This is a genomic window from Pantoea sp. AS-PWVM4 (assembly GCF_000468095.1).
Lineage (GTDB): Bacteria > Pseudomonadota > Gammaproteobacteria > Enterobacterales > Enterobacteriaceae > Pantoea > Pantoea phytobeneficialis.
On sequence record NZ_ASZC01000014.1, the window covers coordinates 152,096 to 169,187 of the forward strand.

Annotated in this window: 12 protein-coding genes; 8 read left to right on the forward strand and 4 right to left on the reverse strand. The window is 54.7% G+C overall.

Annotated features, from left to right (window positions below; all coding sequences use genetic code 11):
• The first annotated feature begins 128 nt into the window (after positions 1–128).
• Positions 129–3,035 carry an RNA polymerase-associated protein RapA gene (gene rapA, locus L579_RS13390; RefSeq protein ID WP_021184763.1) on the forward strand — a complete coding sequence of 969 codons (2,907 nt, stop codon included), beginning with the start codon at positions 129–131 and terminating at the stop codon, positions 3,033–3,035.
• Between the two features lie 37 nt (positions 3,036–3,072).
• Positions 3,073–3,726, forward strand: coding sequence for a bifunctional tRNA pseudouridine(32) synthase/23S rRNA pseudouridine(746) synthase RluA (gene rluA, locus L579_RS13395; protein ID WP_021184764.1), 654 nt, complete (start codon positions 3,073–3,075; stop codon positions 3,724–3,726).
• An 88-nt stretch (positions 3,727–3,814) separates the two neighbouring features.
• Here the strand turns inward: rluA and djlA are convergent, their stop codons facing one another.
• The gene (djlA, locus tag L579_RS13400) at positions 3,815–4,630 is read right to left on the reverse strand and encodes a co-chaperone DjlA (protein ID WP_021184765.1); all 816 of its coding nucleotides are present in this window, start codon (positions 4,628–4,630) and stop codon (positions 3,815–3,817) included.
• A 182-nt stretch (positions 4,631–4,812) separates the two neighbouring features.
• On the opposite strand from djlA, the gene lptD reads away from it, so the two are divergent.
• The 6 genes from lptD to apaH are packed head-to-tail and all read left to right on the forward strand — an operon-like array spanning position 4,813 to position 11,637.
• Positions 4,813–7,185 carry an LPS assembly protein LptD gene (gene lptD / locus L579_RS13405; RefSeq protein WP_051337976.1) on the forward strand — a complete coding sequence of 791 codons (2,373 nt, stop codon included), beginning with the start codon at positions 4,813–4,815 and terminating at the stop codon, positions 7,183–7,185.
• A gap of 54 nt (positions 7,186–7,239) precedes the next feature.
• Entirely contained in the window at positions 7,240–8,535 is a 1,296-nt protein-coding gene (gene surA / locus L579_RS13410) for a peptidylprolyl isomerase SurA (protein WP_021184767.1), read from the forward strand.
• Positions 8,525–9,517 carry a 4-hydroxythreonine-4-phosphate dehydrogenase PdxA gene (pdxA, locus tag L579_RS13415; RefSeq protein WP_021184768.1) on the forward strand — a complete coding sequence of 331 codons (993 nt, stop codon included), beginning with the start codon at positions 8,525–8,527 and terminating at the stop codon, positions 9,515–9,517. Before surA ends, pdxA begins: the two co-directional genes overlap by 11 nt.
• On the forward strand, positions 9,510–10,334 hold the full coding sequence (gene rsmA / locus L579_RS13420) for a 16S rRNA (adenine(1518)-N(6)/adenine(1519)-N(6))-dimethyltransferase RsmA (protein WP_021184769.1): 825 nt from the start codon (positions 9,510–9,512) through the stop codon (positions 10,332–10,334). The genes pdxA and rsmA overlap by 8 nt, the downstream gene beginning before the upstream one ends.
• A gap of 4 nt (positions 10,335–10,338) precedes the next feature.
• Positions 10,339–10,716, forward strand: a complete 378-nt coding sequence (apaG, locus tag L579_RS13425) for a Co2+/Mg2+ efflux protein ApaG (RefSeq protein ID WP_021184770.1) — start codon at positions 10,339–10,341, stop codon at positions 10,714–10,716.
• A gap of 51 nt (positions 10,717–10,767) precedes the next feature.
• Positions 10,768–11,637: a bis(5'-nucleosyl)-tetraphosphatase (symmetrical) ApaH gene (gene apaH / locus L579_RS13430; RefSeq protein WP_021184771.1), complete on the forward strand. Its 870-nt coding sequence runs from the start codon at positions 10,768–10,770 to the stop codon at positions 11,635–11,637.
• Positions 11,638–11,716: 79 nt separating this feature from the next.
• Here apaH and folA read toward each other — a convergent pair whose 3' ends face one another.
• From folA to carB, 3 genes are all read right to left on the reverse strand, one after another.
• A complete protein-coding gene (gene folA / locus L579_RS13435) occupies positions 11,717–12,199 on the reverse strand; it encodes a type 3 dihydrofolate reductase (RefSeq protein ID WP_021184772.1) in 483 nt (160 codons plus the stop codon).
• 287 nt (positions 12,200–12,486) lie between these two features.
• Positions 12,487–13,629, reverse strand: a complete 1,143-nt coding sequence (locus L579_RS13440; RefSeq protein WP_021184773.1) for a porin — start codon at positions 13,627–13,629, stop codon at positions 12,487–12,489.
• A 235-nt stretch (positions 13,630–13,864) separates the two neighbouring features.
• Complete coding sequence (carB, locus tag L579_RS13445; RefSeq protein ID WP_021184774.1) at positions 13,865–17,089, reverse strand: carbamoyl-phosphate synthase large subunit; 3,225 nt, start codon at positions 17,087–17,089, stop codon at positions 13,865–13,867.
• Positions 17,090–17,092: the final 3 nt, after the last annotated feature.

Here is a 17,092-nt window from a genome sequence, read left to right on the forward strand (position 1 = left end):
TACCATAGCGCCCTTCCTGAATCTCACCGCATCCACACGCTGCCCAAACCCTTTCGTTTGGCGGTACGGTTTTGCCTGAGAGCAGGTGCACATCTTCATGACATGACAGAGAATCGAACAGGAATTATATGGTTTTTACACTGGGTCAACGCTGGATTAGTGATACGGAAAGTGAACTGGGACTGGGCACGGTAGTTGCGCTGGATACGCGCATGGTCACACTGATGTTCCCGGCAACCGGCGAAAACCGCCTCTATGCCCGTAATGATTCTCCTGTTACCCGCGTGATCTTCAATCCGGGTGATACCGTCACCAGCCATGAAGGCTGGCAGATGCGCGTCGATGACGTCCGTAACGAAAACGAGTTAATTACCTACATCGGCACACGTCTCGACACCGAAGAATCCAACGTGCTGATGCGCGAAGTGATGCTCGACAGCAAACTGGTGTTCAGCAAACCGCAGGATCGCCTGTTCGCCGGACAGTTGGATCGCATGGACCGGTTTGCGTTGCGCTTCCGCGCCCGTAAATATCAGAGCGAGCAGTACAACCTGCCGACCAGCGGTTTACGTGGTATGCGCACCAACCTGATCCCACATCAGCTGCACATTGCGCACGATGTTGGCCGTCGCCATGCTCCGCGAGTGTTGCTGGCTGACGAAGTGGGTCTGGGTAAAACCATCGAAGCCGGGATGATCATCCAGCAACAGTTGCTGGCTGGACGTGCGGAGCGCGTGCTGATTGTGGTACCGGAAACCCTGCAACATCAGTGGCTGGTGGAGATGCTGCGCCGCTTCAATCTGCGCTTTGCGCTGTTTGATGATGACCGCTACACCGAAGCGCAGCACGACAGCGATAACCCATTTGATACCGAGCAGCTGATCATCTGCTCGCTCGATTTTGTCCGTCGTAATAAGCAGCGTCTGGAACTGCTGGCCGATGCTGCGTGGGATCTGCTGGTGGTTGATGAAGCACACCATCTGGCATGGAGCGAAGACGCACCGAGCCGTGAATATCAGGTCATTGAGCAGTTGGCGGAACAGACGCCTGGCGTACTGCTGCTGACCGCGACACCGGAGCAGCTCGGTTTGGAGAGCCATTTCGCCCGTCTGCGCCTGCTCGATCCTAATCGCTTCCACGATTTCAGCCAGTTTGTCGCTGAACAGCAGCACTATCGCCCGGTAGCCGATGCGGTAAGCACCCTGCTGGCCGACAAAGCGATCTCCAAAGATGAAATGAACCTGATCAACGATCTGGTCGGTGAGCAGGACATCGAACCGCTGTTGCAGGTGGCAAACAGCGATCGCGAAGGCAAAGAAGATGCACGCAAAGAACTGATTTCTATGTTGATGGACCGCCACGGCACCAGCCGCGTGCTGTTCCGCAACACCCGTAACGGCGTGAAAGGTTTCCCGAAACGCGAACTGCATCAGATCCGTCTGCCGCTCCCGGCGCAGTACCAGACGGCAATTAAAGTCTCCGGCATTATGGGCGCACGTAAAAGCGCGGAAGAACGCGCCCGTGACATGCTGTACCCGGAGCAGATTTATCAGGAGTTTGAAGGTGACAGCGGCACCTGGTGGAACTTCGATCCGCGCGTTGAGTGGCTGATGGGTTATCTCACCAGCAACCGTAAAGAAAAAGTGCTGGTGATTTGCGCCAAAGCCGCCACCGCCCTGCAACTGGAACAGGTGCTGCGTGAGCGCGAAGGTATCCGCGCCGCCGTGTTCCACGAAGGTCTGTCAATCATCGAACGTGACCGCGCTGCCGCCTGGTTCGCCTCCGAAGAAGATGGCGCGCAGGTGCTGCTGTGTTCGGAAATCGGTTCTGAAGGCCGCAACTTCCAATTCGCCAGCCGTCTGGTGATGTTTGATTTGCCGTTCAACCCGGACTTGCTGGAGCAACGAATTGGTCGTCTCGATCGTATCGGCCAGATGCACGATATTCAGATCCTGGTGCCGTGGCTGGAAAAAACCGCGCAGGCAGTGCTGTTACGTTGGTATAACGAAGGTCTGGACGCGTTTGAGCACACCTGCCCAACCGGACGCACCATTTACGACAGCGTCTACAGCCAGTTGATTGAATACCTTGCCGCGCCGGAAAATCCGCAGGGGCTGGATGAATTCATCGTTGAGTGCCGCAAGCAGCATGACCAGTTGAAAGCCCAACTGGAACAGGGCCGCGACCGTCTGCTGGAGCAGAACTCAAATGGCGGTGAAGCAGCCCAGGCGTTGGCAGAAGCGATTGCCGAGCAGGATAACGACACCGGCCTGGTGAATTTCGCCCTCAACCTGTTTGATATCGTGGGTATCAACCAGGAAGATCGTAGCGATAGCCTGATCGTGCTGACGCCGTCCGATCATATGCTGGTGCCGGATTTCCCCGGTCTGCCGGAAGATGGCTGCACCGTGACCTTTAACCGCAACCAGGCACTGTCACGCGAAGATACCCAGTTCATTACCTGGGAACACCCGCTGATCCGCAACGGTCTGGACCTGATCCTCTCCGGCGATACCGGCAGCTGTGCGCTGTCGCTGTTGAAAAACAAAGCGTTACCGGTTGGCACGCTGCTGGTAGAGATGATCTATGTGGTGGAAGCCCAGGCACCGAAGCATCTGCAACTGACCCGCTTCCTGCCGCCGACACCGGTTCGTTTGCTGATGGATCGCACCGGCAACAATCTGGCCGGAAAAGTGGAATTTGAGAGCTTTAACCGTCAGTTAAACGCCGTGAATCGCCATACCGGCAGCAAGCTGGTAAATGCCGTTCAACAGGATGTGCATCAGATTCTGACGCTGGCGGAGAGCGCAGTGGTGCCGGAAGCGCAAGCAATTATCGCGGCGGCAAAAGCCGAAGCCGATGAGAAGCTGAGTGCTGAGCTATCCCGTCTTGAGGCACTGCGCGCCGTCAACCCCAACATCCGTGATGACGAGGTTGAGGCGCTGGAAAGCAACCGTAGCCAGGTGCTGGCAAACCTCGGTGACGCGGGCTGGCGTCTGGATGCGCTGCGCCTGATCGTGGTGACGCATCAATAATTGACCGGGGCCGCAAGGCCCCCTTACGGAATGGCTGATGGAACCTTATAACCCGCCGCTTGAACCCTGGCTGCATATCCTTTATCAGGACGATCACATCATGGTGGTCAATAAGCCGAGCGGTTTGCTGTCGGTGCCGGGTCGCCTTGATGAGCACAAAGACAGTGTGATGACACGGATCCAGCGTGATTACCCGCAGGCTGAATCAGTGCATCGTCTGGATATGGCCACCAGCGGCGTTATTGTGGTGGCGCTGAATAAAGCGGCCGAGCGTGAGCTGAAGCGGCAATTTCGTGAACGTGAGCCAGCCAAACAATACGTGGCGCGCGTCTGGGGCCATCCGGCTGAAGAAAAAGGCTTAATTGATTTGCCGCTGATTTGCGACTGGCCGAACCGGCCAAAGCAGAAGGTGTGTTTTGAAACCGGCAAACCGGCGCAAACCGAGTATCAGGTGCTGGCATATGATGACGACAACAGCGCCAGGGTGCAGCTGAAGCCAATTACCGGACGTTCGCATCAGTTACGTGTGCATTTGTTGGCGCTGGGGCATCCGATTCTTGGTGACCGCTTTTACGCTTCGCCAGAAGCGCTGGCGATGGCATCGCGCCTGTTGTTACATGCGGAATCGCTGACCATAACCCACCCGGCGTTTGGCAACAGTATGACGTTTCGCCAGCCAGCAGATTTCTGACAACCGTAGCGGCGCGATTTATCGCGTGGGTTTGTGCCGCCATTGGGAAACGGCCGCGCGATAAATCGCGCCGCTACGGAGCAAGGATTTATTTAAATCCTTTTTCCTTACGAATCAGATCGTAAGCCGCCTGAATTTCCTGCGCTTTCTGCTTCGCCATCTCCATCATTTGCGGCGGTAGCCCTTTCGCCACCAGTTTGTCAGGATGATGTTCCGCCATCAGCTTACGGTAGGCGCGCTTGATCGTGGTGCTGTCATCGCTGCTTTTCACCCCCAGCACGCTACAGGCATCTTCCAGCGTCGGGCCACGTTTAGCCTGCTGATACGCGCCGCCACTATACGATGAACCGCCACCACCAAATTGCTGGCCGCCTTCCATCATGCGCAGGAACTGGTCAAACTGCATTTTTGAGATGCCCAGCTCCTCGGCGATCACATACAACACCTGACGTTCGTTGGGATGCAGCGAACCATCAGCGAAGGCGGCCTGGATCTGAATTTCCAGAAACATCCGAATCAGATCAAAGCGACCAAAGCAGGCGCTGCGCAGCTCACGCAGTTTATTGCGTAACGGATAGTCGCCCTGCTTACCTTCACGGAAGGCTCGCTGTGCCGCAGTGCGCGCATCGCCATGCAGCTGCATACGATCCATCAGTAAAGATGCAATCTGGATATCCGCCTCGGTCACGCGCCCTTTTGACTTGGTCAAATGGCCCATTACCTGAAAAGTGGTACTAAAAAACAGTGTCTGGCGGGTTTGGTTGTTAGCGAAATAGCCTTGTCCCTGAACGCTGCGCACCTTATCAAACATGTGACCAATGATCAGACCCAGTACAATGCCCCAAAAGCCCAGTCCGGAAAGTAAGCCCAGAGCCAGACCAATTACTTTTCCCCAGTAGCGCATAAACTCCTCAATTCGCCATGCTTGCGGCTGAAAATTGCATTATCATACCTGTCATTTATCTCAGCGCCTAACGGCAACGCGGACAGAAAAGGATTAACACTGGCGCATCGCCGGGCAGTAAGTTAGTCTCTGACCGGATTGTCGGCATGATGCCAGTTTTCATGGAATTATCGAAACCGCGTATGAAAAAACGTATACCTACCCTGCTGGCTACCATGATTGGTGCAGCGATATACAGTCAGCATTCCCTCGCCGACGACTTAATGTCGCAGTGTATGCTGGGCGTGCCGAGCTTTAACCGTCCGCTGGTTAATGGCGACACGAATTCGCTGCCCGTGACGATTCATTCTGACTCGTCCAAAGGCACCTATCCCAACGACGCGGTATTCACCGGTAACGTCGATGTGCAACAGGGAAACAGCCGCCTGACTGCCGATGAAGTGCAGTTGCATCAGCGTCAGCAGGAAGGGCAAACCGCGCCGGTTCGTACCGTCGATGCGCTGGGTAATGTGCACTATGACGACAATCAGGTCATCCTGAAAGGTCCGAAAGCCTGGTCGAATCTGAATACCAAAGATACCAACGTCTGGAACGGTAACTATCTGATGGTAGGCCGTCAGGGACGTGGTGATGCCGATCAGATGAAACTGCGTGGCAACAATCGTTATACCATCCTCGAAAACGGCAGCTTTACCTCCTGTTTGCCCGGGAGCAACAGCTGGAGTGTGGTGGGCACAGAAATCATTCAGGACCGCCAGGAAGAAGTGGCGGAGATCTGGAATGCGCGCTTTAAACTTGGCAATGTGCCGGTTTTCTATAGCCCCTACCTGCAACTGCCGATTGGCGATCGTCGCCGCTCTGGCTTCCTGATCCCGAATGCAAAATACAGCAGCACGAATGGTTTCGAGTTCATGCTGCCGTACTACTGGAACATCGCACCGCAGGCCGATGCCACCATTACGCCGCACTATATGAGCAATCGTGGCCTGCAATTGCAGAATGAATTCCGTTACCTGACCCAGTTTGGTGCGGGTTTGATGGAGCTGGATTATCTGCCATCCGATAATCAGTACGATAAAGACAAAGCGGTGCGTGGTATTGCTCAGGATGCCAGCTCCGATCGCTGGTTGTTCTACTGGCGTCACGCTGGGGTGTACGATCAGCACTGGCGGTTCAATGCCGATTACACCAAAGTCAGCGATCCTTATTACTTCAACGACTTAACGTCAAAGTATTACAGTTCGACTGATGGTTACGCCACGCAGAAATTCAGCGTTGGCTATGCAGATACCAACTGGGATGCCACACTCTCAACCAAAGATTTCCAGGTGTTTGGCACCACCAGCAACAGCAACGTCTATCGCGCGATGCCGCAGCTCGATCTGAATTATTATCAGAACGATATCGGGCCGTTTGATGGTCGTGTTTTCGCGCAGGCGGTGAAGTTTACCAACGTAAATAGCCGGATGCCGGAAGCAACGCGTCTGCATATTGAACCGACGCTGGATCTGCCACTGTCAAACGGCTGGGCCAGCCTGGATACCGAAGCCAAGTTCCTTGCTACCCATTATCAGCAGGATAGCCTCGATTATTACAACAGCTCAAGCTACACCCGTACCTCCAGCGGCCTGCTGAAAGACTCCGTTAACCGTACGCTGCCGCAATTTAAGGTCGATGGTCGTCTGGTATTTGACCGCGATATGGATTGGGCTGAGGGCTATACCCAGACGCTGGAACCGCGTGTCCAGTATCTCTACATCCCGTACCGTGACCAGAGCGCTATTTATCCGTACGATTCAACATTGCTGCAAACTGACTATACCGGCTTGTTCCGTGACCGCACCTACAGCGGCCTCGATCGCATCGCCTCAGCCAATCAGGTCGCAACCGGTGTTACCACGCGAATTTATGATAACGATCTGGTTGAACGTTTTAACGTTTCTGTTGGTCAAATCTACTCGTTTACCCCATCGCGGACTGGCGTTGAGCAGATCGACGATGAAGATGACACCGGTAGCCTGATCTGGGCCGGTGACACTTACTGGAAAGTGAGCGATCGCTGGGCCATGCGTGGCGGGCTGCAATATGATACCCGTCTCGATAACATCGCTCAGGGCAATGCGGTACTCGAGTATCGTCAGGATGCCGATCGTATGGTGCAGCTGAGTTATCGCTACAGCAGCCCGGAATACGTCGCGCAAGCACTGAATAACTCCAGCCTGCTGACTAACCCGATCTACAAAAACGGGATCTCTCAGGTCGGAGCAACCGCCAGTTGGCCGATTGCTGACGCCTGGTCGCTGGTCGGTGCGTATTACTACGACACCCGTAACAGCAAACCGGCTGACCAGTTGGTGGGTCTGCAATACAGCTCCTGCTGCTATGCAATCCGTGTCGGTTACGAGCGCAAAATCAACGGTTGGGAAAACAACAATAGTAAGTATGACAACCAAATCTCATTCAACATTGAGCTGCGTGGCCTGAGCTCCAACTATGGCTTAGGCACCCATGACATGCTGCGTCAGGGCATCATCCCTTACCAGCAGGCTTTCTGATGTTGTGATGTTTGACAGGCTATCCCGCAGTGCGGAAACAACAATGGATAAAGTATGAAGAACTGGAGAATGCTGATTCTTGGTGTGGCGATTGCCGCTAACACTGCGTTCGCAGCCCCGCAAATGGTAGATAAAGTTGCCGCCGTCGTGAATAACGGCGTGGTGCTGGAAAGTGACGTTGATAGCATGCTGCGCACGGTGAAAGCACAGGCACAGCAGGCCCATCAGCAACTGCCTGATGACAATACCCTGCGTCATCAGATCCTTGAGCGCCAGATCATGGATAGCATTGTTTTACAGATGGGTGAAAAAGCAGGTTTGCAGATAAGCGATCAACAGCTGGATGAAGCTATCCAGAATATCGCCGGTCAGAACCATATGACCCTTGATCAACTGCGCAGCCGCATTGCCTACGACGGTATTAACTACAACGAATACCGTGCGCAGATCCGCAAAGAGATGATGATCTCTGAAGTGCGTAACAATGAAGTGCGCCGCCGCGTGACTATTCTGCCGCAGGAAGTGGATACCCTGGCGAAGCAGATTGGTTCACAGAACACCCAGGGTACTGAGCTGAACGTCAGTCAGATCCTGCTGCCACTGCCGGAAAACCCGACCCAGCAGCAAGTTGACGATCAGGAAGCGCTGGCCCGTCAGTTAGTGGGTGAACTGAAAAAAGGGGCCGATTTTGGCAAGCTGGCTGTGACCTATTCTGCTGATCCGCAGGCGCTGAAAGGCGGCAACATGGGTTGGAGCAAAATTGAAGAGCTGCCGACCCTGTTCTCCCAGGCGCTGGCCACCGCACAGAAAGGCGATGTCGTCGGTCCGATCCGTTCAGGCGTGGGCTTCCATATCCTGAAAGTGAACGATCTGCGTGGTGAGAGCAAAAATATCTCCGTCACCGAAGTGCACGCACGTCATATCCTGCTGAAACCGTCGCCGATCCTCACTGACGATCAGGCACGCGCTAAGCTGGAAGAGATTGCTGCGGATATTCGCAGCGGGAAGATTACCTTTGCCGCCGCCGCTAAACAGTATTCAGACGATCCGGGGTCTGCGAACCAGGGCGGCGATCTGGGTTGGACCTCGCCGGAGGTGTTCGATCCTGCCTTCCGTGATGCGCTGATGCGCTTGCAGAAAGGCCAGACCAGCCAGCCGGTTCACTCCTCTTTCGGCTGGCATCTGATTCAGTTGCTGGATACCCGTCAGGTTGATAAGACGGATGCGGCGCAGAAAGAACGCGCCTATCGCTTGCTGTTTAACCGTAAATTCGCGGAAGAAGCACAGACCTGGATGCAGGAACAACGCGCCAGTGCTTACGTGAAAATTCTGGACAACAATGGTCAGTAATTATCGTGTAGTTATCACTCCCGGCGAACCCGCCGGGATTGGTCCTGACTTAACCGTTCAACTGGCTCAGCGTGACTGGCCGGTTGAGCTGGTGGTGTGCGCTGATGGTGAGCTGCTGCGTCATCGCGCAGCTCAGCTTGGTTTACCGCTGACGCTGCGTAATTACCAGCCCGGCGTCGCGGCGCAACCGCAACAGGCTGGCTCGCTGACGCTGCTCCAGGTTGATACCGCGCAAGCGGTCATACCGGGTGAACTGGCGGTGGCTAACAGCCACTACGTGCTGGAAACGCTGGCACGCGCCTGTGATGGCTGCCTTAACGGTGAATTTGCCGCACTGATTACCGGTCCGGTTCACAAAGGCGTGATCAACGATGCCGGTATCCCCTTTACCGGGCATACTGAGTTTTTCGCCGATCGCGCTGGCGGCGACCGCGTGGTCATGATGCTGGCTACCGAAGAGCTACGGGTAGCATTGGCTACGACCCATCTGCCACTTAAAGATGTGTCGGCGGCAATCACCCGTGACAGCCTGCATGAAGTGATCACCATTTTGCATCGTGATATGCAGAAAAAGTTCGGCCTGCCGAACCCCCATATTTTCGTCTGCGGCCTGAATCCGCACGCTGGCGAAAGCGGCCATATGGGCCGTGAAGAGATCGATACTATCATTCCGGCCCTGGACGAATTGCGTCAGCAGGGCATTCAACTGACCGGTCCCCTGCCCGCTGATACCCTGTTCCAGCCCAAATACCTGCAACATGCAGATGCGGTGCTAGCGATGTATCACGACCAGGGCTTACCTGTACTAAAATTTCAGGGGTTTGGCCGGGCGGTGAATATCACGCTGGGCCTGCCCTTTATCCGTACCTCGGTTGACCACGGCACCGCGCTGGAACTGGCCGGTCTGGGTCAGGCGGAGCCGGGCAGCTTTATTACGGCGCTTAACCTCGCCATCACTATGATCAAGAGCAGTAATGAATAATCGCGTCCATCAGGGGCATTACGCCCGTAAACGTTTCGGGCAGAACTTCCTGAACGATCAGTATATTATCGACAGCATCGTCTCCGCTATTCATCCGCAGAAGGGTGAAGCCGTGGTGGAGATCGGTCCCGGCCTCGGCGCATTGACGGAGCCAGTGGGCGAGCGTCTGGATGCGCTGACCGTGGTAGAACTGGACCGCGACCTTGCCGCGCGTTTACAAACTCACCCGTTTCTTGGCCCCAAGCTGACCATCTTCCAGCAGGATGCGATGACCTTTGATTTCTCCGCGTTGGCGCGTGAGAAAGGCCAGCCGCTGCGTGTGTTTGGTAACTTGCCGTACAATATCTCCACCCCGCTGATGTTCCACCTTTTCAGCTATACTGGTTCGATTAAAGACATGCACTTCATGCTGCAAAAAGAGGTGGTCAACCGTTTGGTGGCCGGACCGGGCAGTAAAGCCTACGGTCGACTCAGCGTGATGGCGCAATATTATTGTCAGGTGATTCCGGTGCTGGAAGTGCCGCCACAATCATTCACGCCACCGCCTAAAGTGGACTCCGCGGTGGTACGCCTGGTGCCTTATGCCCAGCCGCAACATCCGGTCAGCGATGTGCGTCTGTTAAGCCGCATCACAACCGAGGCATTCGGCCAGCGCCGTAAAACGCTGCGCAATAGCCTCGGTCATCTGTTTGCTGCCGGCGCGCTGGATGAACTGAATATTGATGCCACCCTGCGTGCAGAGAACGTCACGGTAGCTCAGTATTGTCAGCTGGCCAACTGGCTTGGCAACCATCAGGCAGAGAATCCGGAGAACTGAGTGCATGAGTGAAATGGCCCGCGTCTGTATCCAGGTACAAAGCCTGTATGTGGAGTCGCAATCGTCGCCCGACGAGGAGCGCTACGTGTTTGCCTACACCATCACCATCCGCAATTTGGGGCGCAGCAGCGTCCAGCTGCGCGGCCGTTACTGGTTGATCACCAACGGTAACGGTCGCGAAACCGAAGTTCAGGGCGAAGGTGTGGTCGGTGAACAACCCCATATCGCACCCGGCAGCGAATTCCAATACACCAGCGGCGCGATCCTCGAAACGCCGATGGGCACCATGCAGGGCCACTACGTGATGATCGACGAAGAGGGAGAAGAGTTTTTTGTCGACATTCCCGTGTTCCGACTCGCGGTGCAAACCCACATCCACTAATCCTTCCTCGCCCGGCCTGTCCGGGCGATGCGTTTTAACCGGACTGATGTAATGAGTACATATCTGATTGGCGATGTTCACGGCTGTTATGATGAACTGCGTGCCCTCCTGGCACAGGTTAACTTCGATCCGCAGCAGGATGTCCTGTGGCTGACCGGCGACCTGGTGGCCCGTGGTCCCGGCTCGCTTGACGTGTTGCGCTACGTGAAGTCACTGGGAGACTGCGTACGATTGGTGTTGGGCAATCACGATCTTCATTTGCTGGCGGTATATGCCGGTATCAGCCGCAACAAACCCAAAGATCGCCTGACGCCGCTACTGGAAGCTGCCGATGCGGATGAGCTGATTAACTGGCTGCGTCGTCAGCCGTTATTACAGGTGGATGAAGAAAAAAAACTGGTCATGGCTCATGCTGGCATCACACCGCAATGGGATCTCGACACGGCAAAACTTTGTGCGCGTGAAGTCGAAGCCGTGCTGTCCAGTGACAGCTATCCGCTCTTTCTCGACGCGATGTATGGCGATATGCCGAATAACTGGACGCCGGAACTCAGCGGTCTGGCGCGTTTGCGCTTCAGTACTAACGCGCTAACGCGGATGCGGTTCTGTTTCCCGAATGGTCAGTTGGATATGATCTGTAAAGAAACCCCGGAATCCGCTCCACCACCGCTGAAACCCTGGTTTATGATCCCGAGTCCGGTAGCGCATGATTACACGTTAATCTTCGGGCATTGGGCATCACTGGAAGGGAAAGGAACACCGGAGGGCATCATCGGGCTGGATACGGGTTGCTGCTGGGGTGGCACACTGACGATGCTGCATTGGGAAACACAACAATATTATGTCCAGCACTCCAACCGTGAGCAGGCGATGGCGCAGAGTGCACCCCACCCACATCCACCGCTCAGCCATCAGGAATGATGTAGTTCGCGTAGCGGCGCGATTTATCGCGCAGGTTTTAAAAGCGCGCGATAAATCGCGCCGCTACGGGACAACTCAATTAACGGCGGCGTTCGAGGATTTCGAAACAGTAGCTGTGCGAATTCTGCGCATCGGCGTCGTGGAACTCACTGAAGGTGGATTGCCACTCATCCGGCTCGTAGTCCGGGAATTGGGTGTCACCCTCAACTTCCGCATCGATATGGGTCAGATAGAGACGATCGGCACGCGGCAGCATCTGTTCGTAAATACGACCACCACCAATCACCATCACTTCTTCCGCATCACCCGCTGCATTCACCGCATCTTCCAGCGATGTCACCCAGGTCACGCCATCATGGTCACCCGGTTTGCTGCTGACCACAATATTCAGACGGCCCGGTAACGGACGGCCAATCGATTCAAAGGTCAGACGCCCCATAATCACGGGCTTGTTCAGGGTATTACGTTTGAACCATGCCAGGTCGGCAGGCAGGTTCCAGGGCATGGCGTTTTCCATACCGATGATGCGATCCGCTGCCAGAGCTGCGATCAGACTAATCATGTTTAATGACCTACAGGAAAAAAATTGGCGCCATCATACGTAAAGGCGAAACTTTCGTCGATAGGAGGGACTCGCTATTTACGTAAAGCTCCTTTGCCACCGCATTTTTGTTATTGGACAGAGTTTTACACCGCCTTTCTCAGCAATATCCGAGAGAGGCGCCATATTTTCGCGTGGAAACGGCACAAGGCAGCGTGAAAAGGGGATGTCGCCTGTACAGCCGTGTAAAGAAATGCGCACTGACTGACACAAATGAAAACGGCTCCCGCAGGAGCCGTGGATAGCGATTAGAAATCGTAGCGCAGACGCACCAGGTTAACGTTACCCAGTGATTTGTCGGTGCTGGAAGTAATCACGTATTCGTAATCAACACGGAAACCGTAGTCGAGCTGGAAGCTCACACCCAGGCCGTTGTCGATACGTTTGTAGTTACGACCATTCAGGTATTCCAGACGGTCACCCATAAAGTACGGTTGGATGGATTTAACCGCATATTGACCAATCGGGAATTTGTAGCCAGCAAAGTATTCCAGGCCCCAGGCATCATCAGCAAAGTAGTTGTGTACCTGAGATGTTTTGGTAGACAGGAAATTCTGGTAGTAACCACCACCGGCAGAGAGCGTCCAGTGACCCGGCGTCCAGCTCAGCGCTGTACCGTAGATATTCTGGTCATAGGTTTTGCTATCGCCAGTTGACGGCTGGTGGATATCAGCACGGGTGTAGTTCCACGCGGTACCCCACGCCAGATCTTTGGTGATGTGATAGTTCACACCCAGAGAGCCGCCGCCTTTACGTTTGTAACGCATCCCTTTACCTGGCAGATAGTCGTTATCTTCAAACAGGTAAGATGCATAGACATCAACGTCACCGAAGGTGTTTTTGTATTTCAACTGCTTACGTGAACGGTAGGAACCATCGTAGTCGCCGTTGATACCGTTACCCGGTGCCTGGGCCAGCATGTCGTAGTCCCAGATATCGGTCTTCGCACCGACCACATCATAGTAAACGCTGTTTTGCTGACCGAAGTAGAGTTCACCGAGGGTCGCACTTTTGAAGCCGGTGTACAGTTGACGACGCGTGGTGTTGTTCGCGCCATCGGCATAGTGGTTATCCCAACCCCACCACGCCGGGAAGTTAACGCCCAGCTCGTAGTAACCTACCCAGCTTACGTCATCAAACAGGTAATAATTGGCGGTGAAGCGGAAACGTGAACCGCCGTCATAGCCATTACGCTTATAAGACTTGTCGTTCACGCCGTTCTGATGCATGAACTGCGGGCGGATACTACCGCCAACTTTAAAGTCGAGACGGCTCAGCGGATCGTTAGCCTGTGGGTCTGCTTTAAGAAGAGTAACTTCAGCCTGGCTGGCAAGGGGTGCCGCTGCGACCAACGCAGCAATGGCGGTGAGAGTGAAAGCACGCATTTTCATTTTTTATAAATATCCCAGTTATGCTCGAAAAAATGAGCGATTAACATACTAAGGGGAGCAGCATCGCTTTATATTTATAAAATTGTGCTAATAATGATGTGAAAAATTAAATCCGCACTAAGCGCTAAAAACTAAGTCAAATCAATATGTTTCATATAAGTTAACTTATTAACCAGACAGATAAATAAAAAAACGGCCCCATGAGGAGCCGTTGTTTATTATTTAAGCAGAAGATTTAACCGGTAATTTGCTGATGCATTTCCTGCACAGAAATCACTTTTTCGGTTGGGTCCGCATTCAGTGCCATCGCCGTAGCGAAACCACCGTTCAGCGTGGTGTCGTAATGCACTTTATATTGCAGCGCACTGCGGCGAATCAGCTTGGAGTCCTCAATCGCCTGACGTCCTGCGGTGGTGTTGACGATGTAGGTGTATTCGCCGTTCTTCAGGCGGTCCTGAATGTGCGGGCGACCTTCATGCACTTTGTTCACCAGACGCGGATTGATACCGGCTTCACCCAACACCACGGCGGTGCCGTGGGTAGCATCCAGCTCAAAGCCAAACTTCTGCAACTTCGCCGCCAGGTCAACGATACGTTTCTTATCGCCTTCACGTACTGACAACAACGCACGACCTGATTTCTTCATGTTGCTCTGCGCACCCAACATCGCTTTCGCGAAGGCTTCCGCGAAGGTACGACCCACGCCCATCACCTCACCGGTAGAGCGCATTTCTGGTCCGAGAATCGGGTCAACACCCTGGAACTTGTTGAACGGCAGCACCACTTCTTTCACCGAGTAGTACGGCGGAATCACCTCTTTGGTGACGCCTTGCTCAGCCAGCGTTTTGCCTGCCATCACGCGCGCCGCCACTTTCGCCAACGGTACACCGGTCGCCTTGGAAACGAATGGCACGGTACGTGCCGCACGCGGGTTCACTTCAATCAGGTAGACTTCATTGTCTTTCACCGCAAACTGCACGTTCATCAGACCACGGACATTCAGTTCGAATGCCAGTTTTTCTACCTGCTGACGCATCACATCCTGAATCTCTGCATTCAGAGTGTAGGCTGGCAGAGAACACGCGGAGTCGCCGGAGTGAACGCCCGCCTGCTCGATATGTTCCATGATGCCGCCAATCAGCACGCGCTCGCCGTCGCAAATCGCATCCACGTCCACTTCAACCGCGTCATCCAGGAAACGGTCCAGCAGCACAGGCGCATCGTTGGAAACGGATACCGCCGTCTGGAAGTAGCGCTTCAGGTCGATTTCGTCGTAAACGATTTCCATCGCACGACCACCCAATACGTAAGACGGGCGCACCACCAGCGGATAACCGATACCTACCGCTTTCTCCACCGCCTGCTCCAGCGTGGTCACGGTGGCGTTAGCCGGTTGTTTCAGGTTCAGACGTTCAACCGCCTGCTGGAAACGCTCACGGTCTTCGGCACGGTCAATCGCATCCGGGCTGGTACCGATAACCGGTACACCGGCGGCTTCCAACGCGCGCGCCAGTTTCAGCGGAGTCTGGCCGCCGTACTGCACGATGACGCCTTTTGGCTGTTCAATACGCACGATTTCCAGCACGTCTTCCAGCGTAACCGGCTCGAAGTAAAGACGGTCGGAGGTGTCGTAGTCGGTAGAGACGGTTTCCGGGTTACAGTTAACCATGATGGTCTCGAAACCATCTTCGCGCAGCGCCAATGCGGCGTGAACGCAGCAGTAGTCAAACTCGATACCCTGTCCGATACGGTTTGGACCGCCGCCCAGTACCATGATCTTATCGCGGTCCTGGTTGGGATTAGCTTCGCACTCTTCTTCATAGGTTGAGTACATATACGCGGTGTCGGTCGCGAACTCTGCCGCACAGGTATCAACGCGTTTGTAGACCGGATGCAGGTTGAACTGCTGACGCAGTTTGCGGATTTCACCTTCAGCCACGCCAGCCAGCGTTGCCAGACGCGCATCAGCAAAACCTTTACGCTTCAGGTTACGCAGGAAGGCAAAGTCCAGCGCCTTCACGCCTTCACGCGCCACTTGTTCTTCCAGGCGCACCAGTTCTTCAATCTGTACCAGGAACCAGCGGTCGATGTTGGTCAGATTGAACACGCCATCAACTGACATGCCAGCACGGAAAGCATCGGCGATGTACCAGATACGGTCAGAGCCAGCATCTTTCAGTTCGCGGCGAATGCGGGTCAGCGCTTCGGCGTCGTCCAGATTCACTTTCGGGTCAAAACCATTGGCACCCACTTCCAGGCCGCGCAGTGCTTTCTGCATCGATTCCTGGAAAGTACGGCCAATCGCCATCACTTCACCGACAGATTTCATCTGCGTGGTCAGGCGATCGTTAGCACCGGCAAATTTCTCGAAGTTGAAACGTGGAATCTTGGTCACAACGTAGTCGATGGACGGCTCGAACGATGCCGGGGTACGACCACCCGTGATATCGTTCATCAGTTCGTCGAGGGTGAAGCCCACCGCCAGTTTCGCCGCCACTTTAGCAATCGGGAAACCGGTGGCTTTAGAGGCCAGCGCCGAAGAACGTGATACACGCGGGTTCATCTCGATAACGATCAGACGACCATCTTTCGGGTTCACTGAGAACTGCACGTTGGAACCGCCCGTCTCAACCCCGATTTCACGCAGTACCGCCAGTGAGGCGTTACGCATGATTTGATACTCTTTATCGGTCAGGGTTTGCGCCGGGGCCACGGTGATGGAGTCACCGGTGTGGATACCCATCGCATCGAAGTTTTCGATCGAGCAGACGATGATGCAGTTGTCGTTTTTATCACGCACCACTTCCATCTCGTACTCTTTCCAGCCAATCAGCGACTCGTCAATCAGCAGCTCATTGGTCGGCGACAGGTCCAGACCGCGTTCACAAATCTCTTCAAACTCTTCGCGGTTATAGGCGATGCCGCCACCGGTGCCGCCCATGGTAAAGGAAGGACGGATGATGCACGGGAAGCCAACATCTTCAGCCACCGCCAGCGCCTCTTCCATGGTATGCGCGATACCGGAACGTGCGGTGTCCAGACCGATGCTTTTCATCGCCACGTCAAAACGGCGACGGTCTTCAGCTTTATCGATCGCGTCGGCAGTCGCACCAATCATGGTCACGCCGAATTCTTCCAGCACGCCCTGACGCTCCAGCTCCAGTGCGCAGTTCAGCGCCGTCTGGCCGCCCATCGTAGGCAGCACGGCATCCGGGCGCTCTTTTTCGATGATTTTACGCACCACTTCCCAGTGGATCGGCTCGATGTAGGTTGCATCAGCCATCTCCGGGTCAGTCATGATGGTGGCCGGGTTGGAGTTCACCAGAATGACGCGGTAGCCCTCTTCACGCAGCGCTTTACACGCCTGCGCACCCGAGTAGTCAAATTCACATGCCTGGCCGATAACGATCGGACCTGCGCCAAGGATCAGGATGGATTTTATGTCTGTACGTTTTGGCATCGT

What these genes read in the sequence shown, in the direction of transcription:
- rapA (WP_021184763.1), top strand. Translation starts at nt 129, where the DNA reads ATGGTTTTTACACTGGGTCAACGCTGGATTAGTGATACGGAAAGTGAA.
- rluA (WP_021184764.1), top strand. Translation starts at nt 3,073, where the DNA reads ATGGAACCTTATAACCCGCCGCTTGAACCCTGGCTGCATATCCTTTAT.
- djlA (WP_021184765.1), bottom strand. Translation starts at nt 4,630, where the DNA reads ATGCGCTACTGGGGAAAAGTAATTGGTCTGGCTCTGGGCTTACTTTCC.
- lptD (WP_051337976.1), top strand. Translation starts at nt 4,813, where the DNA reads ATGAAAAAACGTATACCTACCCTGCTGGCTACCATGATTGGTGCAGCG.
- surA (WP_021184767.1), top strand. Translation starts at nt 7,240, where the DNA reads ATGAAGAACTGGAGAATGCTGATTCTTGGTGTGGCGATTGCCGCTAAC.
- pdxA (WP_021184768.1), top strand. Translation starts at nt 8,525, where the DNA reads ATGGTCAGTAATTATCGTGTAGTTATCACTCCCGGCGAACCCGCCGGG.
- rsmA (WP_021184769.1), top strand. Translation starts at nt 9,510, where the DNA reads ATGAATAATCGCGTCCATCAGGGGCATTACGCCCGTAAACGTTTCGGG.
- apaG (WP_021184770.1), top strand. Translation starts at nt 10,339, where the DNA reads ATGAGTGAAATGGCCCGCGTCTGTATCCAGGTACAAAGCCTGTATGTG.
- apaH (WP_021184771.1), top strand. Translation starts at nt 10,768, where the DNA reads ATGAGTACATATCTGATTGGCGATGTTCACGGCTGTTATGATGAACTG.
- folA (WP_021184772.1), bottom strand. Translation starts at nt 12,199, where the DNA reads ATGATTAGTCTGATCGCAGCTCTGGCAGCGGATCGCATCATCGGTATG.
- L579_RS13440 (WP_021184773.1), bottom strand. Translation starts at nt 13,629, where the DNA reads ATGAAAATGCGTGCTTTCACTCTCACCGCCATTGCTGCGTTGGTCGCA.
- carB (WP_021184774.1), bottom strand. Translation starts at nt 17,089, where the DNA reads ATGCCAAAACGTACAGACATAAAATCCATCCTGATCCTTGGCGCAGGT.